The sequence below is a fragment of the Micromonospora sonchi genome, from assembly GCF_014646235.1.
In the GTDB taxonomy this organism is placed as follows: Bacteria; Actinomycetota; Actinomycetes; order Mycobacteriales; family Micromonosporaceae; genus Micromonospora; species Micromonospora sonchi.
The window spans coordinates 64,682-86,428 of sequence record NZ_BMNB01000025.1 but is presented as its reverse complement, the minus strand read 5'-3'; the positions used below and the strand labels follow the sequence as shown (position 1 = coordinate 86,428).

Annotated in this window: 20 protein-coding genes; 15 read left to right on the top strand and 5 right to left on the bottom strand. The window is 68.0% G+C overall.

Going from position 1 to position 21,747, the window contains the following annotated elements:
• Positions 1-6: 6 nt before the first annotated feature.
• The 4 genes from IEY61_RS23090 to IEY61_RS23075 form a co-directional block, all read right to left on the bottom strand.
• A complete protein-coding gene (locus tag IEY61_RS23090) occupies positions 7-816 on the bottom strand; it encodes an IclR family transcriptional regulator (protein ID WP_229706364.1) in 810 nt (269 codons plus the stop codon).
• Between the two features lie 31 nt (positions 817-847).
• Positions 848-1,552: an IclR family transcriptional regulator gene (locus IEY61_RS23085; RefSeq protein ID WP_229706363.1), complete on the bottom strand. Its 705-nt coding sequence runs from the start codon at positions 1,550-1,552 to the stop codon at positions 848-850.
• Between the two features lie 118 nt (positions 1,553-1,670).
• Positions 1,671-2,654 carry a flavin reductase family protein gene (locus IEY61_RS23080; RefSeq protein WP_189047749.1) on the bottom strand — a complete coding sequence of 328 codons (984 nt, stop codon included), beginning with the start codon at positions 2,652-2,654 and terminating at the stop codon, positions 1,671-1,673.
• A 36-nt stretch (positions 2,655-2,690) separates the two neighbouring features.
• A complete protein-coding gene (locus IEY61_RS23075; RefSeq protein WP_229706362.1) occupies positions 2,691-3,926 on the bottom strand; it encodes an acyl-CoA dehydrogenase family protein in 1,236 nt (411 codons plus the stop codon).
• A gap of 318 nt (positions 3,927-4,244) precedes the next feature.
• Between IEY61_RS23075 and IEY61_RS23070 the strand changes: the two genes are divergently transcribed.
• The 6 genes from IEY61_RS23070 (at position 4,245) to IEY61_RS23045 (ending at position 9,468) form a co-directional block, all read left to right on the top strand.
• Positions 4,245-5,648, top strand: a complete 1,404-nt coding sequence (locus IEY61_RS23070; RefSeq protein WP_189047745.1) for an MmgE/PrpD family protein — start codon at positions 4,245-4,247, stop codon at positions 5,646-5,648.
• A gap of 78 nt (positions 5,649-5,726) precedes the next feature.
• Positions 5,727-6,305, top strand: coding sequence for a VOC family protein (locus tag IEY61_RS23065; RefSeq protein WP_189047743.1), 579 nt, complete (start codon positions 5,727-5,729; stop codon positions 6,303-6,305).
• On the top strand, positions 6,295-7,191 hold the full coding sequence (locus IEY61_RS23060; protein ID WP_229706361.1) for an alpha/beta fold hydrolase: 897 nt from the start codon (positions 6,295-6,297) through the stop codon (positions 7,189-7,191). The genes IEY61_RS23065 and IEY61_RS23060 overlap by 11 nt, the downstream gene beginning before the upstream one ends.
• The gene (gene hpaH, locus IEY61_RS23055) at positions 7,188-7,997 is read left to right on the top strand and encodes a 2-oxo-hept-4-ene-1,7-dioate hydratase (RefSeq protein ID WP_189047741.1); all 810 of its coding nucleotides are present in this window, start codon (positions 7,188-7,190) and stop codon (positions 7,995-7,997) included. The genes IEY61_RS23060 and hpaH overlap by 4 nt, the downstream gene beginning before the upstream one ends.
• A gap of 15 nt (positions 7,998-8,012) precedes the next feature.
• On the top strand, positions 8,013-8,858 hold the full coding sequence (locus IEY61_RS23050) for an HpcH/HpaI aldolase family protein (RefSeq protein ID WP_189047739.1): 846 nt from the start codon (positions 8,013-8,015) through the stop codon (positions 8,856-8,858).
• Positions 8,859-8,916: 58 nt separating this feature from the next.
• A complete protein-coding gene (locus tag IEY61_RS23045) occupies positions 8,917-9,468 on the top strand; it encodes a carboxymuconolactone decarboxylase family protein (RefSeq protein WP_189047737.1) in 552 nt (183 codons plus the stop codon).
• A 34-nt stretch (positions 9,469-9,502) separates the two neighbouring features.
• On the opposite strand, the gene IEY61_RS23040 is transcribed toward IEY61_RS23045, so the two are convergent.
• The gene (locus tag IEY61_RS23040) at positions 9,503-10,795 is read right to left on the bottom strand and encodes a TetR/AcrR family transcriptional regulator (protein WP_189047735.1); all 1,293 of its coding nucleotides are present in this window, start codon (positions 10,793-10,795) and stop codon (positions 9,503-9,505) included.
• 49 nt (positions 10,796-10,844) lie between these two features.
• On the opposite strand from IEY61_RS23040, the gene IEY61_RS23035 reads away from it, so the two are divergent.
• The 9 genes from IEY61_RS23035 (at position 10,845) to IEY61_RS22995 (ending at position 21,232) form a co-directional block, all read left to right on the top strand.
• The gene (locus IEY61_RS23035) at positions 10,845-11,882 is read left to right on the top strand and encodes an IclR family transcriptional regulator (protein WP_229706367.1); all 1,038 of its coding nucleotides are present in this window, start codon (positions 10,845-10,847) and stop codon (positions 11,880-11,882) included.
• Between the two features lie 143 nt (positions 11,883-12,025).
• Positions 12,026-13,027, top strand: coding sequence for an ABC transporter substrate-binding protein (locus tag IEY61_RS23030; protein ID WP_189047731.1), 1,002 nt, complete (start codon positions 12,026-12,028; stop codon positions 13,025-13,027).
• A gap of 12 nt (positions 13,028-13,039) precedes the next feature.
• On the top strand, positions 13,040-13,903 hold the full coding sequence (locus tag IEY61_RS23025) for an ABC transporter permease (protein WP_189047729.1): 864 nt from the start codon (positions 13,040-13,042) through the stop codon (positions 13,901-13,903).
• The gene (locus tag IEY61_RS23020) at positions 13,900-14,658 is read left to right on the top strand and encodes an ABC transporter permease (protein WP_189047727.1); all 759 of its coding nucleotides are present in this window, start codon (positions 13,900-13,902) and stop codon (positions 14,656-14,658) included. The genes IEY61_RS23025 and IEY61_RS23020 overlap by 4 nt, the downstream gene beginning before the upstream one ends.
• 10 nt (positions 14,659-14,668) lie before the next feature.
• Positions 14,669-15,508: an ABC transporter ATP-binding protein gene (locus IEY61_RS23015; RefSeq protein WP_189047725.1), complete on the top strand. Its 840-nt coding sequence runs from the start codon at positions 14,669-14,671 to the stop codon at positions 15,506-15,508.
• Between the two features lie 95 nt (positions 15,509-15,603).
• Complete coding sequence (locus IEY61_RS23010; RefSeq protein WP_189047723.1) at positions 15,604-16,782, top strand: acyl-CoA dehydrogenase family protein; 1,179 nt, start codon at positions 15,604-15,606, stop codon at positions 16,780-16,782.
• A 41-nt stretch (positions 16,783-16,823) separates the two neighbouring features.
• Complete coding sequence (locus IEY61_RS23005) at positions 16,824-18,305, top strand: aldehyde dehydrogenase family protein (RefSeq protein ID WP_229706360.1); 1,482 nt, start codon at positions 16,824-16,826, stop codon at positions 18,303-18,305.
• Positions 18,302-19,489 (top strand): CaiB/BaiF CoA transferase family protein, encoded by a 1,188-nt coding sequence (locus tag IEY61_RS23000; RefSeq protein WP_189047721.1) that lies wholly within the window; start codon positions 18,302-18,304, stop codon positions 19,487-19,489. Before IEY61_RS23005 ends, IEY61_RS23000 begins: the two co-directional genes overlap by 4 nt.
• A 279-nt stretch (positions 19,490-19,768) precedes the next feature.
• Positions 19,769-21,232, top strand: coding sequence for an NAD-dependent succinate-semialdehyde dehydrogenase (locus tag IEY61_RS22995; protein ID WP_189047718.1), 1,464 nt, complete (start codon positions 19,769-19,771; stop codon positions 21,230-21,232).
• Positions 21,233-21,747: the final 515 nt, after the last annotated feature.

The following is a 21,747-nucleotide window of genomic DNA, read 5'->3' as shown; positions in this document are numbered from 1 at the left end:
TCGCCGTCAGCTCAGGGCGGCGCGCCGGCCGAGAGTCGCCGCTACGCCCGCTGCCGCCGCCTTCACCGAGCATGCGTGGCGCTCGGGCTGGAAGCGGGTGACCGGCCCGGTGACGCTGAGCGCGGCGATCGGCTGGTCGTCGGCGTCGAGGACGGGGGCGGCGACGCAGGTGATGCCGATGGCCGACTCCTCGTGTTCGAACGCCACCCCGGTCTCGGCGATACGCGCGAGTTGCTGGCGCAGTAGCCCCGGAGCTGTGATCGTGCGCGGGGTGCGCCTGCCCAGGCCGGCGGCGACGACCCGGGCGGCCAGCTCCGGTGGAGAGTACGCCAACAATGCCTTACCGATGCCGGTGCAGTACAGAGGCATCCGGCCGCCGATCCGCGACGGGGCGGCCGCCTGACGGTGACCGCCGATTTTGGCCACGTAGACGACGCTGTCGCCATCGAGCACGCCGAGGTGCACGGTCTCGTGGGTGCGCTCGTAGAGGTCCTCCATGAACGGCGTGGCTACCTCCAGCAGTCCCCGCTCCACCGACGCCCGCATACCCAGCTGAAAGATCTGGCTGCTGAGCCGGTACCCGTCGCCGGTGCGGTCGAGCAGTCGGGCGTCGACGAGGTCACGGGCCACCCGGTGCAGCGTGCCCTTGCGCAACCCGGTGCGACGGCCGAGTTCGGCAAGGGTGATCCCGTGGTCCTCGGCGCGGAAGGCGAACAGGACTGCAACAACCTTGCCGAGCACGGTGTTGAGGTCGACGACGGGCCCGGCCGCGGGCGGCTCGCTTCGTGCGGCACCTCCGGCATTGTCCGAGGCCACTGGCTGCTCCATGTGCCGCTGGCCTGACCGCTCAAGCCAGGGCCGTGGAGATGCGCTCCGCGGCCTGCCGCATCGGCTCGATGCTGCTGTCGATCAGGTCGGCCCGGTAGGTGATGAGGTTGATGCAGGCGGCCGGAACCGAGGGGGGCTGGCGCAGTGGCACGGCCAGGCCGTAGGCGCCGGGCTCCACCTGCCCGTAGGTCGATGCGTAGCCGCGCTGGCGCGCCAGAGTCACCTCCGGTGCTTCCCCAGACCGGCGGGGGCCGGCGGCCCGCAGGGCCAGGCCCGCGGCTCCTCGGTCGAGCCGGTGGCGGCTGCCGGTGCGGAAGGCGAGATGGTAGACCGTGGTGGTCGGCTCGATCACGGCGACGGCCACCGCTTCCTCGCCTTCGGCCACGATCAGCGACAGCGTGCATTCCAGCGTGTCGGCCAACTCACGCAGGACCGGCAGTGCCACCTCACGCAGGTCGCCCTGGGCCAGTGCGGCGAGGGCGGCCAGTCCGGCGCCGGCCCGGAACCGGCCGTCGGGCAAACGGGTGACCAGATGGAAGTCCGCGAGCGTGGACAGCATGCGGTAGGCGATGGTCCGATGCACGTCGAGCGCATCGGCCACCTCTTGCATGGTCAGGCCGTTCCTGGACGCAGCGACCAGTTCGAGGGCGCGAAGGCCACGGGCCAGGGTCTGCGACCCGATGTTCTTCGACGCGATCGAGCCGCTGGGCGCGGGCATGGTCATATTTGAAGAGTAGCCATTCGTCGTTCGTTTCTTCTCGCACCGTGGCCACGGCCGGCCGCCGAGAGGTACGCCGGCCGCCTCCTCCGGTCGGCGTGCGCCCGGGCGACACTCGCGCCGCTCATCCCTGCGGGTGACCGCGGTCCAGCAGGGTCCGGAGAACGCGCTCGGCGGCAGCCAGATCCGCCTCCGGGATGCCACGAAGCTGCGCAGTGGTGAACGCCTCGGCGCTGCGACGCAGGGCGGCCCGAACCTCGCGTCCCTTGTCGGTGAGAGCCCAGGTCCCGTCCGCTGCCTCGACCACCTGGCCCTCGTCGGCGAGGTCGGACAGGGCGTTTTCCACCGCGTTCTCGCCGAGGAAGGCCTCCTGCTCCAGAACCTCCCGGGTGCAGGGGCCGCGGAAGAGGCGGTTGAGGACCCGGGACGTCGGCAGGGTGACGCCGACCTGCTGTCGGTGCGCCTGAAACAGCGCCGACATGTGGTGATCGGTTGCCTGGAGAAGGGACATGAACAAGGGCTCCTCGGCCGGCTCTGCACAGGGTGCGACCGCCGAGGCCGCGGTCAGCGCCAGTTCGGGATGGCTGCTCGACACGCCGTACTGGCCCTGCGAAAAGAGCAGGGGAGCACCGTCGTACCGCGCAAAGCGCTCGACCCGGCCGACCAGGATGTGGTGATCACCGCCGTCGAGGACCGCCTCGTTGACGCACTCGAAGTGCGCGATCGCGCCGGTCAGCAGGGGGTCGCCGTGTCGACCGGCGGTCCAGTCGATCTCGGCGAACTGCTCTTCGTGCGGGCGGCCGAACATGCCGGCAAGCTCCATCTGGTCCTCGGCGAGGACATTGATGGTGAAGTGGCCGTTATTGATGAACGCCGGGGCGCGTCCGGACTTCTTGCGGATGGACCACAGCACGAGCGGTGGATCCAGGGAGACCGCGGAGAACGAGTTCGCGGTCAACCCCACCACCTGGTCCCCGGCGCTCGTCGCGATCACGGTCACGCCGGTCGCGAACTGGCCGAGGGCGCGCCGGAAGGCGCGCGGGTCAACGGCCGGGTCGCCCTGCTCGAGGACCCCAGAAGCGTTCCGGATGTCGGCAGTTTCGGTCATTTGCGCATTCTTTCGGCAGTGGGCGACGGACGCGGATTACTTGTAGTAGTTGAGGGTGCCCAGGTCGGTAAAGGGCGCTGGAGGAAGACCGAAGAGGGTCTTGACGTACTTCCCGGCCGCGAGTTCCTTCTTGGCCGAGCCGTGATTGCGGGCCGACATGAGGTCGCGCATTACCTGCTGCAGCGGGTTCGCGCTCAACGAGGCCGATGCACCGGCAAGCGGCCAGACCTCGGTGAGGGACTCGTAGCACGTCGCGATGGAGTCGGCGGCCTCGAACCGGACCCGCATGCGCTCGAGCGGGCTGGCTTCCTCGCCGCGGCACGCGAGATCGAACAGGCCGCGCCAGTTCCGCAGGTGGCGTTCCTTGATGGTGCGGACCGTGGTCATGGCCTCGGCGAGCGTCAGCTGAAGGAACGGGTCCTGCGCCGCGGGAGCGCCGGTACCCATGCGCGTGACACGGATGCGGGACTGTGCGAGGAACGCCTCGATGCCGCCCGTCGCGGTGCCGATGACCGTGTTCGTCGGGGTGGAGTTGAACAGGGAGGTGAACGAGACCCAGTACAGCGGTCGGTTGTTGACCTTCCAGCCCGGGTTGGCGTCGTTGTAGGTGTCGATGAGCAGGTGGGTGCGGTGGTCCGGGACGAAAACGTCGGCGAGGGTCACCGCCTTGCTGCCGGTGCCCTTCAGGCCCTGCACGTCCCAGCTGTTGTGGTCGATCGAGACGTCGGAGACCGGGACCACGAAGTTACGGTCCCGGCCGCCCAGGATGATCCACTGGGCGTGATCGACTCCGCTGGAGAAGGTCCAGGTGCCGTTGAGGCGGTACCCGCCCTCAACCTGTTCCCACTTGCCGGTGGGGGCGTACGAACTCGAGGCGCGGGCGTCCGGGGTTTCGCCCCAGAACTCGTCCTGCATGCGCTCGTCCATGAGGGCGATCTCGAAGGAGTGGACGTTGAGCTGTCCGGCGACCCAGGCCGCGGAGCTGTCCGCCTCCGCGATCCGCATGATCCCCTCGAAGAACGCGGCCGGGGCCATCTCGAGGCCGCCGTACCGCAGGGGCGTGAAGGCGCGGAACAGACCGGTGCCGATCATCGCCTCGATGGAGGTGTCGGGGACGCGCCCCTCGGCCTCGGACGTGTCGCGGCCAGCGCGGACGGTGTCGAGAATGCCCTCGACGGCGTCCAGGAACCTCTGGCCCTCAGCGATGGCGCGCTCGCGGTACTCGCCCCAATCGGCGGAACGCGGCGCTGAATAATCGGCGACGCCCGTCAATGGAATGTCCTGGGTTGACGTGGGCATTCTCGGTTCTCCCTCTGATCGGTCGCTCCGGGAAGCGTAGGGCGAGGTTGAGTTTCTGCCGAGGGTCGTCTTCCAGATGCCGGAATGGCGGCGCGAACGTCGATCCGGAGCAACTGGGCCGCTCAGGGCGGAACGGGCAGGAAACGAGGCGGGGGGAGCGGTGCTTTCCGGACCACGGAATGCGATTGTTCCGCCGCTGAGCGGGCTGCCCTATGGTCGGTCGTGCGCAGCCCCGCCTGTCACGCTACGCGACGCCGAGCGCACCCACAGTCCTCGCACCAGGAGTTCTGCATGACCGAAGCCCTGATCGACCGCATCGTGCGTCACGTCCTCGACACACCGTTCGAGGCGTTCAGTGACTCCGACCTGCTCGCGGCGAAGAAGCGGCTCATCGACTCCATCGGCTGTGCCCTGTCGGGCGTCGGCGTTGCCGGCAACGATGCGATGCTCGACCTCGTCCGGAGCTGGGCCGGTGCCCCGGAGGCAGCGGTCCTCGGCCGACCTGACCGGCTGCCGCTGCCGTACGCCGCCATGATCACCTCCCTGCAGAGCCGGTCCTTCGACTTCGAGGTGACCGGGCCCGAACCCGAAGGCGTCAACGAGGGCAAGATGGTCGGGCACGTCAGCAGCACCACAGAGCCCGTGGCCCTCGCCGTCGGGGAGTACACCCGAGCCAGCGGACGAGAGGTGCTGGCGGCCGTCATCCTCGGCGGCGATGTCGCCGCCCGGGTCTCGGTGGCCAACACGTTCAGCTTCGACACGAACTTCGAGGTCTGCGGAACGTCCAACGCCTTCGGGGCGACGGCGGTCGCCGGCCGCCTGATGGGCCTGGACCACGACCAGCTCCGCAACGCCTACGGCATCCTGCTCAACCTCATGGCCGGGTCCTTCCAGGGCATCTGGGACGGGGTGCACTCCTTCAAGCTCCCCGGGGCCTCGGCCGCCTACAACGGCATCCTGGCCTGCCAGCTCTCCCTTCGTGGCTTCGGCGGCGTCAAGGACGCCCTGGAGAGCCGGCGCGGGTACTTCGCGATGTACGCGCAGGAGCCGGCACCGCAGAACATGGTCGCGGACCTGGGCACGGTGTTCTACGTCCACGGCCAACACAAGCTGCACCCGTCCTGCTACGGCAACCACAATCCGATCGAATGCGTGCTGAAGATCCGCTCTGAGCACGAATTCGACGCCGCCGCGGTGAAGGCGGTGGAACTCGACGTGCCGCCCAACCGGGTGGACCACTTCCTCAACCAGGTGCCGACCGCACGGGACGAGCAGCCGAAGTTCCTGTTCACCATCCCCTACGGCATCGCCAACGCCATCGTCCGCGGTCGCCCCGAACTGGAGCACTACGTCGAGCCGGCCATCTACGATCCCCAGGTCCTGGACCTCGCCCGCCGGGTCACGCTGCTGCCGAACCTGCCGCTGGGCAACAACCAGCACAGCCGGCTGCGGATCGTTCTCGAGGACGGGCGGATCCTGGAGGCCGAGCGTTCCGCTCCTCTCGGGTGGCTGCGCAATCCCACCCCGTTGGAGCTGATCGTGGACAAGTTCTGGCGCAACGTCCGCTTCTCCGGCACCGTGTCCGAGGAGCAGGCCGCCCACGGGCTCGATCTGGTGCGGTCTCTCGAGAACGTGTCGGACGTTTCCGTTCTCGTCGCCGCGCTCTCCCTGCCGTCGGTGACCGTCGACGCCTGATCCGACCACCGCCACTCGTTGTCGCGCACCGTCAGGCCGAACGGCCCGCTGTCACCGTCTGCAAGAAAGGAACACGTCATGGCCAGCTTCAATCCGCGCCTTGCTCACATCGGCATTTTCTGCAAGGACCTCGACGCGATGGTCGATTTCTACACCCGAGAGTTCGGGATGATCGTCACCGATTCCGGGCTGGGCAAGTCGGGCAAGGCGGCCACCCGGCGTCGCGGTGCCTTCCTGTCCGCGGATCCCACCGAGCACCACCAGCTCGCGCTCATCGAGGGCCGCGACCCGGACACCCCGCCGACGACCGCCCAGATCTCCTTCCTCGTGCCCACCCTTCAGGAGCTGCGCGCGTTCTGGCGCCACGTCGAGGAGACCGGCATCCCCGTGCAGGTGGTCAAGAACCACGGCAACGCCTGGAGCGTCTACATCGACGATCCGGACGGCAACATGCTTGAGGTTTACACCCACTCGCCCTGGTACGTGCAGCAGCCCCTCGGCGAACCGCTCGACCTGACGGACTCCGAGGATGAGATCATGCGCCAGACCGAGGAACTCGTCGCCCGGGACCCCGCAGCCCGTCCGCGCGACGAGTGGATGGCGATGATGAAGGAGAAGCTCGCCGCCGCCCAGGTTTCGTTCCGCCATGCTGGCTGAAGCGACGCGGCGCTACCGCAGCGTCTGGACCTATCTCAACACCGTCCCGCACACCCTGGCCTGGGTCGACGCCGGCGGCATCCGTACGCGTTACCTGGAGACGGGCAACTCCGATGGCCCGGTGGTGCTCCTGCTCCACGGGACGGCCGGAAGCTTGGAGAACTTCTGCGCGAACTACGGATCGCTGGGTGAGACCCACCGCGTGATCGGGATCGACATGCTCGGCTGCGGGTACACCGACAAGCCCGACCGCCCGTACCTCATCGCGGATTACGCCAGACACGCCCTCGACGTGCTCGACGCCCTGGAAATCGGCGAGGCTGCCGTGATCGGTGTGTCGTTGGGGTCCTGGGTCGGGGCGCGCCTGGCCCTGGACCACCCGGACCGGGTGACCCACCTGGTCATGGTGGCGCCCGCGGGCGTCGTCGTGGACCCGGAGGCGGAGAAGGAGTTCGGCGCCGACGTCCGGCGCCGCCGGCAGGGCGCGGCCCAGGCACCCTCCTGGGAGTCGGTGAAGACCGCGATGGGGCGGCTGATGCTTGATCCGGAGGACCTCATCGATGACCTGGTGGGCGTCCGGCTGCGGATCTACGAGCAGCCCGAGATGGCCGCCGCGATGGGTCACCTGCTGGCGTTCAGCCTGGGTGGCCAGGACCTCTCCCGCGAGGAGTGGGCGAGGCTGCAGCAGCCGATCATGATCGTCGCGGCCGTGGACGCGCCGAACATGTTTCTCGACAACGCCCGGCTACTGGCACAGATCGTCCCGACCGGCCAGCTGGTCGAGCTCACCGGGTGCGACCACTGGGCCCAGTTCGAGCGGGCGGACGAATTCAATCGACTGGCCCGCCGTTTCCTGGCCGACCGAGCGGTGGAGGCTGCCGTATGACCGGTTTTACCCAGCAGACCTGCGAGAACCTGGCCCGCGAGCTGCACGAGGCCGAGCGGCGCCGCGAGCAGCTCCGGCACTTCTCCGCGCGGTTCCCGCAGATGACCATCGAGGACGGTTACGCCGTGTCCCGGGCGTGGGTGCGGATCAAGAAGGAGGAGGGCCAGCGCGTCGTCGGGCACAAGATCGGCCTGACGTCCCGGGCGATGCAGGTGAGCAGCCAGATCGACGAGCCCGACTACGGGACCCTCTTCGACGAGATGGTTTACGAGGGTGGTCGTCCCATCCGCGCCGAGCGGTTCATCAAGCCCCGGGTGGAGGTCGAACTCGCATTCCTGCTCCGGGAACCCCTGGAGGGGCCCGACGTGTCGATCAACGACGTGTTCAACGCGACTGATCGGGTGCTGCCGGCCCTGGAGATCATCGATGCCCGCATCGAGCAGTTCGACCGAGAATCGGGAGTGCCGAGGAAGGTCTTCGACACGATCTCGGACAACGCGGCGAACGCGGGGATCGTCCTCGGCGGTACGCCCGTGCGTCCCGATGCCGTTGATCTGCGCTGGGCTGGCGCGTTGCTGTACCTCAACGGCGTGGTCGAGGAGTCCGGCCTGGCGGGCGCGGTGCTCGGTCACCCGGCCACCGGGGTGGCGTGGCTCGCCCGGCGCCTGCACGGGCACGGTGAGCGCCTCGAGGCCGGGCAGATCGTCCTGGCGGGGTCGTTCACCCGGCCGGTCCCGGTGACCCGGGGCGACGTCGTGCAGGCGGACTACGGCCCGCTCGGCACCGTGTCGTTCCAGCTGGTCTGAGCGCGAGGAGCACCGATGTCGATCACGAGGCGCACCCCGGTCAACCGCTTCAAGCAGCGACTGGCGGCGGGTGAGCAGCAGATCGGGCTGTGGTCGGTCCTGGCCGACGGCTACGTCGCCGAGCTGCTGGCCGGGTGCGGCTACGACTGGTTGCTCATCGACGCCGAGCACGGGCCCAACGACCTGCGCTCGGTTCTCGATCAGCTCCAGGGCATCGCAGCGGCCGGGTCGCTGCTCGTCGACCGGGCCTCCGAGCTGTCCCAGCCGGTGGTACGACTGCCCCATGGCGACCCGGCGCTCATCAAGCAGTACCTGGAAATCGGCGTACAGAACCTGCTCATCCCCATGGTCGACACCCCGGAGCAGGCCGCCGAGCTGGTCCGGGCGGTGCGCTATCCGCCGCACGGGGTGCGCGGGATGGGCAGTGGAATCGGCCGGTCGTCCCGATGGGGGCGGTTGACGGACTATGTCCGAGCGGCGGCCGACAACATCTGCCTCGTCGTGCAGATCGAGACGGGCCGGGCTCTCGAGAACATCGAGGCCATCGCCGCCATCGACGGGGTCGACGGTGTGTTCTTCGGGCCGAGCGACCTCGCCGCCGATCTCGGATTCCCCGAGCAGCGGTCGCACCCGCAGGTGGTCCAGGCGATCCGGCGCGGCGTCGAAGCGGTCCGCCGGATCGGCACACCGGCCGGCATCATGCTCACCGACGTGCCGCAGCTGCAGGAATGGCTGCGCCAGGGCATCAGTTTCGCTGGGGTTGGGGTCGATTCCTCGCTGCTGATCCGTGCCGCCGACGATCTCCTGGCACAGTTCCGCGTGAATCACCACCCGGCTGCGGCATCCGTCACCGCGTATTGATCGCCCCGTCCGGGGCAACCCCGCACTCGTCAAACCCCCGAGCAGGAGGAGAGGCCCCGTGGCTCGCATCCCGTACTTCGACCCGGACCAGGCCCCGGAGCGCGTGCTGCGCGCCCTGGCCGGAAAACGGAAGATCAACATCTTTCGCATGATCGCAAACTCGGAAAACTGCGCACCTGAGGTCCTGGCCCTGGGCCAGACCCTCAGCAGGGGCAGCTCTCTCGACCCCGTTCAGCGGGAGGTCGTGATCTTGCGGGTCGCACACCTCACCGGGGCCGCCTACCAGTGGCATGAGCACACCGCGGTCGCGCAGCGCGTTGGCTTCACACCGGAGAAGATCGACGCTGTCGCCGCGTACCGGATGTCGGATCAGGCAACGATGTTCACTCCGTTCGAGCGCACCCTCCTGGACTTCACCGACGCGGTCGTGGCGACGACAACGGTCCCCGACGAACTGTTCGACGCTGTCCGCGCGCAGTACGACGACTCTCGCCTCGTGGAGCTCGTTCTGCTCATCGGCTTCTACATGATGGTCGGACGCGTCATGAACACCTTCCAGGTGGAGCTGCAGACCGAGGCCGTGGACTCCTATCGGCTCCGGCTCGCCTGAGCCCGTCTTCGGTCCGACGCGGCGCCCGGTGCCGTCAGATCCTGGCCGGCCAATGGTCCAGGACGCTGGCGAACATGGCGGCGACGATTCCGCTCGCGGACTCGGCCGGGACGGGTCGACCCAGTGCTGAGACGAGCATGAGCCCCTCGGTCAGGCGGGTAACCGTCCAGGCCAGGTGCTCTCCCATCGGCTCGGTGCCGTGCCCTGCCGGGAGGACACGGTCGAACCACGCCGCCAGGCTCGCTTCGGTGGCCGCGATCCCGTTCACCACGGCGGCGCCGCTCGATGTCGGCTCGTCCCAGCGCCGAACCCTGATCAGAAGGCCGGCCTTGACCGTTTCCGGCTGGGCGCGGGCCGAGCGCACCGCCGTACCCAAGGCGCCAGCGAGGTCCGCCGGCCAATCATGTGCCGCTCCGGACAGAGCCCGCAGCGCGGCGAACAGGGCCAGGAACGGCTCCGACACGGCGGCCTTGACCAAGGCGTCCTTGTCCTTGTACCGCCAGTAGGCCGAGCTGCGTTGTACCCCGGCCGCGTCACAGATTCGGCGGATCGTGGCGCCTTCGTAGCCGCGCTCGGCGATGAGGGATCTGGTGACCCGCAGCAATGCGTCGGCTGTGCTGTGGTCATCGGGCGCACGCCGGCTCGCGGGTGCCTTCCGGCTCGCGTCGATGTTCGTGCCGGGCGGTGCGGAGAAGGCGTCGTTGCGGCGCAGCGCCTCGAAGGCGCCCGCGAGGGAATACCCGACGATGCGGCTGCGACGGGCCGCGGTCCGATCGTCCACTCGAACGTCGGAGATGTAGTGCCCATCCAGGTAGGCCAGGGTTAGCGTGGCCATCCACCAGGTCCCCAGCGATCGGCCGTCGCCCGTGGCTCCGAACGCCGCGAACGCGGAATCCCACCATGCCTCGATGCGGGCCAGGACTCCGGCTCGACGACGCTGGAAGGGTTCCTGGATCTTGGGCTGAGCGGCATCGCCTTCGAGGGCCAGCATGATGCCCAGCCGAAGGGGCTCCTCGGACTCCGATACGCGCAACTCGGGCTCGAGCTCGTCCAGCAACTGACCGAGCAGGGACCGGGAGGGGTCGAAGCCCTCCCATGACCGGCGGGTCCGGGTGAACCTCGTGTAGAAGCTCTCCAGGGCAGCCGCGATCAGATCGTCCTTGTTCTCGAAGTACCAGTAGATCGAACTGGCGGGTAGTTGGGTCGCCTTCGTGATCCGGGCGATGGTCGTGTTGTCGTACCCGTACCGACCGACCAACTGCAGGGTGGCATCGAGGATGCGGCGCAGGCTCGCTTCACCACGGGCGTTGCGTCGGGCGGTGTTCACGGGCGGCCTCACCTCAAGTTGCGCAAACGGGAGTCAGGTGACTTCCGTGATGCTCCCCGGCCTGCGCCGGCAGGTCAACAAGGCCTTGCCACGGCCTGGAACGCTCACTACAGTTCGCTGTGTCAGGCACTACAAAACGGCTCCCCTCCCCGTCGTGCTGACAGATGTCGATCAGACCTGCCACCCGAGCCGAACAACAATCCGAAGGGGTGGTCTCGTGACCATCGCGGTAGAAGCGCCAAGCCGTGTCCGAGAGCTGCCTCGTGCCGTCGGCCCCAAGGGCGAGCAGCAGGGGACGGCCTCCGTTCTCAAGGCTCTCCACCTGCTGGACGTCTTCGTCGGCAACCGTGGAGCCATGGGCGTGAGCGAGATAGCGCGTCGCGCCGGCGTCCCGGTGTCCACCGCCTATCGGCTGCTGGCCTATCTCGTCGAGGGTGGGTTCGTGACCAAGGAGGGCACCCTGTACCGCCCGGGGGACAAGCTCTTCGAGTTCGGCACCCAGGTCGTGAACAGCCGGCTGCAGAGCCTGCGCGAACAGGCGGCCCCGTACCTCGGCGAGCTCTACGCGACATTCGGTATGACGGCCCGACTTGCGGTCCTCGACGGCCCGGAGATCGTCATTGTCGACAAGATCGTCGGGCTGCGCACGCTTCCGGCGCTGACTGCTGTCGGCGGCCGGTTGCCCGCCACGTGTACCGCATTGGGCAAGGCCATGCTTGCGTTCCAGCCAGAGGCGGTCCTGAAGGAGGTGCTGCAGGGGCCGCTGCCGCGGCGGACGCGATACTCCGTGGTGGTGCCGGGTCTGCTGCACCGTCAGTTGATCGAGACGCGTTCGACGCGCCTGGCCTACGACCGGGAGGAGTCGGTGCTCGGACACGTGTGCGTGGCGACGCCGATCCGACGGGACGGGCTGGCCGTGGCGGCGATCAGCCTCTCCGGTCCGCCGCGCCGAGTCGACCCCCGCCACCTCGGTCCCGCCCTGGTGCGGGCCGCCGGGCAGATCGAGCGGGCTTTCGCGGCCGAGCGCGCGGAGGACGACGGGTCGGGTATTGCGCCATCTGGAAAGAGGCCGTTGCCGGCGGCCTGAACCGCTTCCTATGGTTCCTGAACCAAGCACTACATAAATGTGCCAGGGCGAGCGTTCCTCCGGCGTACCCGAACAGCCGTTCGCGGATCCACCGCCGGGCACCGTCCACGTCCACCGCCATCAGGAGAACGGAACCCCCTGACATGTCCGTCGCGACAACCCGTCCACCACTGCTCCGCGGAGCGATCGCCGCAGCCGCCAGTGCAGTCCTCCTCGCGCTCGCCGCCTGCGGGTCCTCCGACGCCGGCGAAGAAAAGCAGGTCACCGACCTGAAGGTCGGCGCCGCCCCGAGCCTGTCCGGCCTCGGACTGCGAGTCGCCATCGCCGAAGAGAACTTCTCCAAGCGGGGCCTGAACGTCACCCCGGTGGCCAACAAGTCAGCCAACGCGGCCATCCCGCAGTTGCTCAGCGGAGACCTGCAGATCGCGATGGTTGACACCCTCACCCTGCTGCAGGCTCGCAACCAGGGCCTGCCGGTGAGGATCATCGCCGGGGCCGGGGAGCAGTCCACGGACGGCGAGGCCGGCCAGATGTCGGCCGCGAGCGTCGTCGCCAAGGCTTCCAGCCCCATCAAATCGCCCCTGGACCTCGTGGGCAAGAAGGTCGGCGTCCCGGCCATCAAGACGCAGACGTGGATGAACATTCGCGCCGTCGTCGACGCCGCGGGCGGGGACTCGTCCAAGATCCAGTTCGTCGAGGTGCCGCCCGCCCAGATGATCGACCTCGTCCAGCGGGGCGACATCGACGCCGCCACGCCGAACGAACCGCTCGCTTCGAGCTCGATCAGTTCGGGCGCTGTCAAGCTGGTCCAGAACACGGATGCGCCGGGAAACAAGGGAGTGCCGTCCTCGGTCTACGTGGCGACGGAGCAGTTCATCGCCAAGAACCCTGACACCGTCAAGAAGTTTGCCGAGGCTGTCCAGGACGCCGCCAAGCAGGTCAACGGCAACCGCGACCTGGCGGCGAAGATCGCCGAGCAGCAGCTGAACTTCAAGCCCGAGCAGCTCAAGACCGCCTTCTACCAGACCTTCGCGGCCGACCCTGTCACTCAGGAGGGAATCGACAAGATCGCCGACCTGGCGGTCAAGTACGAGATCCTGACCACCAAGCCCGATGCCAAGAGCGTCTTGGCCGACCTGTCATAAGCGACACGAAAAATGACCAGCACACCGACAGCCCGAGCCGGTGCACCCGCCAAGGCTCCGGTGCCCGCCAAGACCGGCCCTCGCCGGGCCGGTCTTGGCGGGAAACGCCATCGGGTCGGCCTCGGCGCGAAGCTCATCGCTATCGCCACCGTCCTGATCGGGTGGCAGCTCCTCGCGATGAGCCGGGTCGCCGGCGACAGCCTTCCGACCCCGGTCAAGGTCCTGCAGGCCCTCATCGGGCTCTGGGGGACGAGCGATTACTGGACAGCCCTTGGCACCACGCTGCGCGCGTGGGCCATCGGGTTGGCGCTGTGCGCGGTCATCGGCATCCCGGTCGGCCTGATCCTCGGGGTGTCGATGCGAGCCACGCAGAGCACCCGGTGGATCATCGACTTCTTCCGGACGATTCCGACGATCGCCCTCCTGCCGCTTGTGCTCCTGCTCTTCGGGGCCAGCGCGCGCATGGAGATCACCATGATCGTGCTGGCCGCGATCTGGCCGCTGCTCATCCAGTCCATGTACGCCGCCAAGCAGGTAGAGCCCCTGCTCAAGTGGGTCGTCCGGGTGTTTCGGCTGTCTCCGCTGGACCGGTTGCGGTACCTGTGGGCGCCCAGCGTGTCCCTGTTCGTCTCCACCGGCATGCGCCTGGCCGCGACCATGGCCCTGCTCATGGCGATCAGCGCCGAGTACATCGGTGGCGCACCTGGTCTCGGCACTGAGCTGTCCAACGTGGAAGAGGCCTTGAGGCGACCGGAGGTGTTCGCCTACGCCTTCACCTGCGCCATGCTCGGCCTGCTGATCAACGTGCTGGTCGTCTTCATCCAGCGCCGCCTGCTCTGGTGGCATCCGATCATTCGCGGGGAGCGTGCGGCATGAAACGCCTCATGGCTGTGGTTTGGGAGAGTTGGCTCCCGATCCTGCTCGTCGTTCTCTGGCTCGTGCTGTCCGCCCGCAGCGCGTCGTTCTACTTCCCCCCACTGGCCAGCATCCTCGAACGGCTAGGCGAGGAGTGGTTCTTCGACGGGATCGTCGAGAACCTGGTACCGAGCCTGCTACGGATCCTCGTTGGCTTCGGCCTGGCGCTGGTGGTCGGCATCGTCGTCGGCGTCGTCCTGGGGCTCCTGCCCCGCTTCGAGGAGGCCATCCGGCCGCTCCTGGAGTTTCTCCGGTCCACTCCAGGCGTCGCGCTGCTGCCGATCGCGACGCTCTTCCTCGGCATCGGCGACGGGATGAAGGTGTTCATGATCGCCCTTGCCTCGATGTGGCCGATCCTGCTGAACACCATCGACGGCGTGCGCTCCGTGGAGCCCGTGCTCCTGCGCGTTGCCAGCAGTTACCGGCTTTCCCTCAAGCACCGCATCCGCTACATCTACGTACCGCACTCGGCACCGCAGATCTTCGCCGGTGCGCGGCTGTCCCTGGCCATCGCCGCAGTGGTCATGGTGGTGACCGAGATGATCGGATCTCCGGGCGGCATCGGGTACTTCATCCTCGATTCCCAGCGCACCTTCAACATCCTCAACATGTGGTCGGGAATCGTGATGCTCGGCGTGCTGGGCTACCTCCTCAATTTCGGATTTCGGTTGGTGGAGGCGCACATCCTCGACTGGCACATCAAGAAGAATTCCTAGGAGCCCGACCATGACGACCACCCCCACCCCGACCGTCGGCAAGGCCACCGGGCCGAACGACGCACTGCTCGTCGTGGAAAACCTCGGCAAGAGCTTCGGCGGCCACGAGGTTCTCGGCGGCATCAACGTCACCGTCCGCGCCGGAGAGTTCATGTGCATCGTCGGGCCATCGGGGGCCGGCAAGACGACGCTGCTCCAGTGCCTCTCGGGACTCACCGCCCCGACCACAGGAGCGGTCACGCTTCGCGGTGAACGGGTGACGGAGCCTCCCGCCGAGATGGCGATCGTCTTCCAGGACTACTCCCGCTCGCTCATGCCGTGGCTCTCGGTGCTGGACAACGTGGCCCTGCCGCTGCGGTCTGCGAAGATCGGGAAGGCGGAGCGTACGGAAAAGGCCATGGCGGCGCTGACGGAGGTCGGCCTCAAGGACCATGTCCACAAGTACCCGTGGCAGCTCTCCGGTGGCATGCAGCAGCGCGTGGCCATCGCCCGGGCCCTGGCGTACGCCCCTTCGATCGTGCTGATGGACGAGCCGTTCGCCTCCGTGGATGCCCAGACCCGCGCGGACCTCGAGGACCTGACCCTCAACGTCAAGCGTCACCTGGGCATCACGATCCTGTTGGTCACCCACGACATCGACGAGGCGGTGTATCTCGCTGACCGGGTGCTGGTCATGGGCAAGAAGCCGACCGTGGTCGTCGATCTCGTCGAAACTCATCTCGGTCCGCACCGGGACCAGATCGCCACCAAGGCTACGCGGGAGTTCGCCGAGCTGCGGAGCAGGGTGTACAAGCAAATCCGGCGCGACGATCTCACAAACTCGGCGGGCTCGATCGCAGCGGTCGGCTGACCGCTGCCTCCGCTGGTTGTACCCGGCCGCCTCGTCGACGAGGGTTTGGACCTTATGCCGTCGGCCATTGACCCGTCTATCCTGGGAGACATGAGATGACCACTTCCCTTCCCCGCCGTCCCCTCGAGTTGTTCGGCGTTGATCGGCTGCTGAGCGACGAGGAGCGCGAGATCGCTGCGGCGGTGCGGCGGTTCGTTGACGACCGGCTGATGCCGAACATCGCCGACTGGTACGAGAGCGCGACGCTGCCCCGCGAACTGGCCAGGGAGTTCGGCGCGCTCGGCCTGCTCGGAATGCATCTGGACGGCTATGGCTGCGCCGGCACCAACGCCGTCGCCTATGGCCTGGCCTGCCTGGAACTCGAGGCTGGAGACAGCGGCTTCCGGAGCTTTGTCTCCGTGCAGGGCTCGCTGTCGATGTTCTCCATTTACCGGTACGGCTCGGAGGAGCAGAAGCAGGAGTGGCTGCCTCGAATGGCCACCGGCGAGGCGATCGGCTGTTTCGGCCTGACCGAGCCGGACTTCGGTAGCAACCCCGCAGGGATGCGCACCTTCGCGCGGCGGGACGGAAGCGACTGGGTGCTGAACGGCACCAAGATGTGGATCACCAATGGGAGCCTCGCTGACGTCGCCACGGTGTGGGCACGGACCGACGAGGGCATCCGCGGCTTCCTGGTGCCGGCCGGCACCCCGGGATTCACCACCACGAAGATCACTCGCAAGCTTTCGCTCCGGGCCTCCGTCACCTCCGAGCTCTCCCTCCAGGACGTCCGGGTGCCGGCGTCGGCGCAACTGCCCCAGGCCAAGGGGCTGAGCGCCCCATTGTCCTGCCTCAACGAGGCACGCTTCGGGATCGTCTTCGGCGCGCTCGGCGCCGCGCGGGACTCGCTCGAAGCGGCCCTGGACTACGCCATGGCCCGAGTGCAGTTCGACCGCCCGATCGCCGGCTTCCAACTTACCCAGCAGAAGCTCGCCGACATGACTCTGGAACTGGGCAAGGGCTACCTACTGGCCCTTCACCTGGGACGGCTCAAGGATGAGGGGAACCTCCGACCCGAACAAATCAGCCTCGGCAAGCTCAACAACGTCCGCGAGGCGATCGCCATCGCGCGGGAGTGCCGCACGATCCTTGGCGGCAGCGGCATCACCTTGGAGTATCCGGTGCTGCGGCACGCCAACAATCTCGAGTCGGTCCTCACCTACGAGGGCACGAGCGAGATGCATTCGCTGGTCATCGGCCAGGCGCTGACCGGCCTGGCGTCCTTTCGCGGCTGAGCCGTGACAACGGCCTGACCACTGATACCTGGGGAGTTGTCGTGACCGAGCCAGTAAGGACAAGCAGGACGGTGGACCTGAAGAACCTCGTGAACGGCCGCTGGCAGGACGGGCACGGGGAGAAGTTCGAGTCGATCAACCCGTCACGGTCATCCGTCGTGATCGGAGCCGGCGCGCTGGCAGGGAAGGCCGAGGTCGACGAGGCGGTGGCGGCGGCTGCGCGAGCCCAGCCGGCCTGGGGGCGGATGCCGCACCACGAGCGGGCCGCCATCCTTGCCCGTGCAGCGACGATCATCGAAGAATCGGCCGACGACTGGGGATACGACCTGGCCACCGAGGAGGGCAAGACCACATCGGAGGGGATCGGTGAGGTCATTCGGGCTGCGCAGATCCTGCGATACTGCGCGGGGGAGGCGGACCGGGAAGCCGGGGAGATATATTCTTCGCCGCGCCGCGGGGAGCGCCTCCTGGTCACACGTCGGCCGGTCGGCGTCGTTGCGGTGATCACGCCGTTCAATTTCCCGATCGCCATTCCGGCGTGGAAGATCGCCCCTGCGCTGTCCCACGGCAACGCCGTGGTGTGGAAGCCAGCCAGCGTCGTGCCACTGCTGGCGATGCGGCTGGCCCAGGCGCTGCACGACGCTGGCCTTCCGCCAGGCGTGCTCAATTTGCTCCTCGCCGACGGCGCCACCGGTGGCCACCTGGTCGACCATGTCGAAGTCGATGCCGTGACCTTCACCGGTTCCACCGGGGTCGGCCGCGCGATCGCCGCGTCGTGCGCCGCTCGGGGTATCCCAGTACAGGCGGAGATGGGCGGTAAGAATCCGGCCATCGTCCTGGCCGACGCCGACCTCGACCTCGCCGTCGAACATGTTCTACTCGGCGCCTTCCGTTCCGCCGGACAGAAGTGCACAGCGACCTCCCGGCTCATCATCGAGCAGGGCATCGCCGACGAATTTCTCGACGAGTTCACCCGACGGGCGCGATCGCTCGTTGTCGGGGACGCCGTCGCCCCCGACACGCAGGTGGGCCCGCTGATCAGCGCCGCCGCGCAGGCCACGGTGCAGCGGGGGATCGACACTGCGGTGCAGCAAGGCGCGACCCCGCTGGCCGGGGGGAGTGGGTTCCTCGGTGGGCAACTCGCCGAAGGCTTCTTCGTCCCGCCCACCGTGCTTGAGCTGCCCTCTACCGACCTCGATGTTTGGCGGGAGGAATTGTTCGGGCCGGTCGTCGCTGTCGTCCGCGCACACGACGCTCAGGACGCCTTCGCGCTGGCCAACGACAGCGCCTACGGTCTCTCCGCGGCGGTCTTCACCAACGACCTCGCCCGAGCGCTCGACTCGGTTGACGAGCTTGACGTCGGCATCCTGCATGTGAACTCGGAAACGGCCGGAGCCGATCCACACGTCCCATTCGGTGGGGCCAGGCACAGCGGCTACGGCCCCAAGGAGCAGGGCAGGGCATCGCGGGAGTTCTTCACTCGTACGACGACCGTGTACCTGCGGGGCGGGGCATCTTCATGATCGCGAATATCGGGACACTCGACGGGCTGGTGATCGCCGACTTCAGCCGGGTGCTCGCCGGTCCCTACGCCACCATGCTCCTCGCAGACCTGGGGGCCGAGGTCGTCAAAATTGAACATCCGGCTGGCGATGACACCCGCGTCTGGGGTCCGCCCTTCGATGCTTCCGGCACTGCCACCTATTTCGCTGCGGTCAACCGGAACAAGACGTCCCGCACCCTCGACCTGCGTACGCCCCAAGGACTCGCGGCAGCCCGTGAGCTGGTCGGCCGCGCGGACGTCGTGGTGGAGAACTTCCGAGCGGGGGCGATGGCCCGGCTCGGCTTGGGACCCGACCAGGTACGGCGGGACCGGCCGGAGCTGGTCTACTGCTCAATCACCGGATTCGGCGCTGGGGAGGGCGCGGCCCTGCCCGGCTATGACCTGCTGGTGCAGGCTGTCGGCGGGCTGATGAGCATCACCGGGCCGCATCCAGGATCACCGACCAAGGTCGGGGTCGCGCTGGTCGACGTCATCACTGGGCTACACGCCGCCGTCGGCATCCTGGCCGCGCTGCGCCACCGGGACCGTACGGGCCAGGGCCAGGTCGTCGAGGTGAACCTGCTGAGCAGCCTGCTGTCGGCGCTGACCAACCAGGCCAGCGGCTTCCTCGGCGCCGGCGTGGTGCCGAGCATCATGGGCAACCGGCACCCCAGCATCGCACCCTACGAGGTCTTCGAAACCGCAGATCGCCCGCTGGTCCTGGCGGTCGGCAACGACCGTCAGTTCGGTGCCCTCTGCACCGTCCTCGGGCGGCCGCAGTTGGCGACCGATCCCCGGTTCCTGACCAACACCGACCGGGTCACCAACCGCGCGGCGCTGTTCGATGAGCTGACCGCGCTGCTCAAAGCCCGAGGCGCCAGCGAGTGGTTCGACCTCCTCACCGAGGCCCGCGTACCGGCCGGGCCGATCAACGACATCGCCGACGCCTTCGCACTGGCGGCCCGGCTCGGCCTCGAACCCGTCGTCACGGTGCCCGGCGCGCCATCTCCGGCTGTGGCCAACCCGATCCGGCTGTCGGTGACGCCGGCGAGTTACCGGCTCCCGCCGCCCCCGCTGGCACCTCCCGCGGACAGGTTCTTGCCAGCGCCGCCCGAGACCCGCAAGAAGACCGACTCGTATGGCTCGGACGGGCCGTTCGCGTAGTGGGCGACGACATCGGTGGTAACGCCGACAGGACCGTGAGAGTGACCATCCTTGATCAGGAAGTCGTCAGCGCTATCGAGGACGAGTTGGTGAATACCCGATCGGGGTCGGCCCATCGAGCGGCTGGCGAAGCGTTCCTTCGGCGAGGACCTAGCCCGCCACTGCCTGAACCTCGGCGCACACCTAATCGGAGCCGGGGCCGATGTGTCCGTGCCGGCCCGGGCTCGGAGGCGCTGGCCACCAGGTATCGCCTGAACCTGTCCTGATCTGGAGGCGTCGATGACACACGTTACGCAAGCCGGGCTGCCGGACGATATCCCTGCACAGCTGCTGATAGCCGGCGCGTGGCGCGACGGCGAGCGGGGATCCGCTGACGTCCACAATCCCGCGACCGGTCAGGTCATCGCCCGTGTGGCAGACGCCGGGGTCGCGGATGGACTGGCCGCGCTGACCGCGGCAGCGGAAGCGCAGCCGGGGTGGGGACGCACTCCGGCACGCCAGCGGGCAGAGCTGCTGCGACGGGCCTTCGACGTCGTCACGGCCCGCGCCGAGGACCTGGCCGGTGTCATGACCCTAGAAATGGGCAAGCCGCTCACCGAGGCGCGAGGTGAGGTCGCCTACGCAGCCGAGTTCCTGCGCTGGTTCGCCGAAGAAGCGCCGCGTGTATCCGGTTACTACCGACCCTCGCCGGAGGGCACGCTGCGCCAGCTCGTCACGAAGCGGCCGGTGGGGCCCTGCCTCCTCATCACGCCGTGGAACTTCCCGCTGGCGATGGCGACCCGCAAGGTCGCCCCGGCTCTCGCGGCAGGTTGCACGGTCGTCCTGCGGCCAGCGATGCTGACCCCGCTGACGTCGCTGCTGTTCGCCAAGATACTTACCGACTGCGGGGTGCCCCCAGGCGTCGTCAACGTGGTGACCGCGCAGCAGCATGACGTCACCGACGCCATCATCGCCGACCCTCGACTGCGCAAGCTGTCGTTCACCGGCTCCACGAAGGTGGGCCGGACACTGCTGCGCCAAGCGGCCGACAATGTGCTGAACTGCTCGATGGAACTCGGCGGCAACGCACCACTGATCGTTTTCGACGACGCGGACCTCGATCAGGCGGTACAGGGAACGATGCTGGCGAAGTTGCGCAACATGGGCGAAGCCTGCACCGCCGCCAATCGGCTGCTGGTGCACGAATCAGTTGCCGACGAATTCGGGCGTCGGCTGGCCCAAATGTTCGGTTCCTTGACCATCGGCAACGGTCTAGTCGACGGCAGCGACATCGGGCCCCTCATCACCGAGCAAGCCCGTGCCGATATCCACGCCCTCGTGACGAGCGCCCAGCAGGCTGGCGCACGCGTTCTCACCGGCGGGCAGATAATCCCCGGCAGCGGATACTTCTACCCACCCACGGTACTCGCCGGCGTCCCGCGCGACGCGGCCATCCTCAACGAGGAGATCTTCGGCCCAGTGGCCGCCATCAGCACATTCGCCACAGAGGATGAGGTGGTCGCCCGAGCCAACGCCACCTCAGTGGGGCTTGCCGGGTACGTGTTCACCAAAGACGTCAAGCGCATCCTACGCCTCGCGGAACGACTCGAGGTTGGAATGATCGGCGTCAACCAGGGCCTCATCTCGAACGCCGCCGCACCATTCGGCGGCATAAAGCAGTCCGGCCTGGGGCGCGAGGGCAGCCACGAGGGCATCGAAGAATACCTCGAGACCGTCTACGTCGCCTTACCCGACCCTTACTGATTGCACTGGACTCGATCGGCGGAGGGGCCGCACAGGCTGTACTGAGGAGCGGCGAATAGATGCCTCGGCGATCGTGGTGAGTTATGACCAGTTGGACCTCTGCTGACACGAGCCCCGGTGGACTCGCGCCAGCGGGGGTGGGTGGTCGGGCGAACGCCTGCCTGGGTGCCAGTCGTAGTTCTCGTTAGCGACGATCATGGACATCTGATCGATGCCTCCTTCGTCGGGGACGTGAGCAGACGTGATCCGTCACGACGGGGACTGCTTTTGGGCTGTGCCGGTAACACTCGCCACCCGAGCCCGGCCGTCGGGGTGGGCCAAGCGGCGACCTCGGCTCATGGCCCGCACCGGCAGGTCGCCCGCCGCGAGCTGCCGGACCAATCCTGGCGTGGCTCGGGCGAGCGACCTGCCGGTGCGGGCCAGGATCGGGGGAGCGAGATGGGAGCACACGGGCGCACTGAACGGCAGTCAACTGCACCCAACGGCACCGAACGGCGCCAAATAACACCCGCCCT

What these genes read in the sequence shown, in the direction of transcription:
- IEY61_RS23000 (WP_189047721.1), top strand. Translation starts at nt 18,302, where the DNA reads ATGATCGCGAATATCGGGACACTCGACGGGCTGGTGATCGCCGACTTC.
- IEY61_RS23070 (WP_189047745.1), top strand. Translation starts at nt 4,245, where the DNA reads ATGACCGAAGCCCTGATCGACCGCATCGTGCGTCACGTCCTCGACACA.
- IEY61_RS23085 (WP_229706363.1), bottom strand. Translation starts at nt 1,552, where the DNA reads ATGACCATGCCCGCGCCCAGCGGCTCGATCGCGTCGAAGAACATCGGG.
- IEY61_RS23020 (WP_189047727.1), top strand. Translation starts at nt 13,900, where the DNA reads ATGAAACGCCTCATGGCTGTGGTTTGGGAGAGTTGGCTCCCGATCCTG.
- IEY61_RS23080 (WP_189047749.1), bottom strand. Translation starts at nt 2,654, where the DNA reads ATGACCGAAACTGCCGACATCCGGAACGCTTCTGGGGTCCTCGAGCAG.
- IEY61_RS23060 (WP_229706361.1), top strand. Translation starts at nt 6,295, where the DNA reads ATGCTGGCTGAAGCGACGCGGCGCTACCGCAGCGTCTGGACCTATCTC.
- IEY61_RS23065 (WP_189047743.1), top strand. Translation starts at nt 5,727, where the DNA reads ATGGCCAGCTTCAATCCGCGCCTTGCTCACATCGGCATTTTCTGCAAG.
- IEY61_RS23010 (WP_189047723.1), top strand. Translation starts at nt 15,604, where the DNA reads ATGACCACTTCCCTTCCCCGCCGTCCCCTCGAGTTGTTCGGCGTTGAT.
- IEY61_RS23035 (WP_229706367.1), top strand. Translation starts at nt 10,845, where the DNA reads ATGCTCCCCGGCCTGCGCCGGCAGGTCAACAAGGCCTTGCCACGGCCT.
- IEY61_RS23050 (WP_189047739.1), top strand. Translation starts at nt 8,013, where the DNA reads ATGTCGATCACGAGGCGCACCCCGGTCAACCGCTTCAAGCAGCGACTG.
- IEY61_RS23030 (WP_189047731.1), top strand. Translation starts at nt 12,026, where the DNA reads ATGTCCGTCGCGACAACCCGTCCACCACTGCTCCGCGGAGCGATCGCC.
- IEY61_RS23015 (WP_189047725.1), top strand. Translation starts at nt 14,669, where the DNA reads ATGACGACCACCCCCACCCCGACCGTCGGCAAGGCCACCGGGCCGAAC.
- hpaH (WP_189047741.1), top strand. Translation starts at nt 7,188, where the DNA reads ATGACCGGTTTTACCCAGCAGACCTGCGAGAACCTGGCCCGCGAGCTG.
- IEY61_RS22995 (WP_189047718.1), top strand. Translation starts at nt 19,769, where the DNA reads ATGACACACGTTACGCAAGCCGGGCTGCCGGACGATATCCCTGCACAG.
- IEY61_RS23025 (WP_189047729.1), top strand. Translation starts at nt 13,040, where the DNA reads ATGACCAGCACACCGACAGCCCGAGCCGGTGCACCCGCCAAGGCTCCG.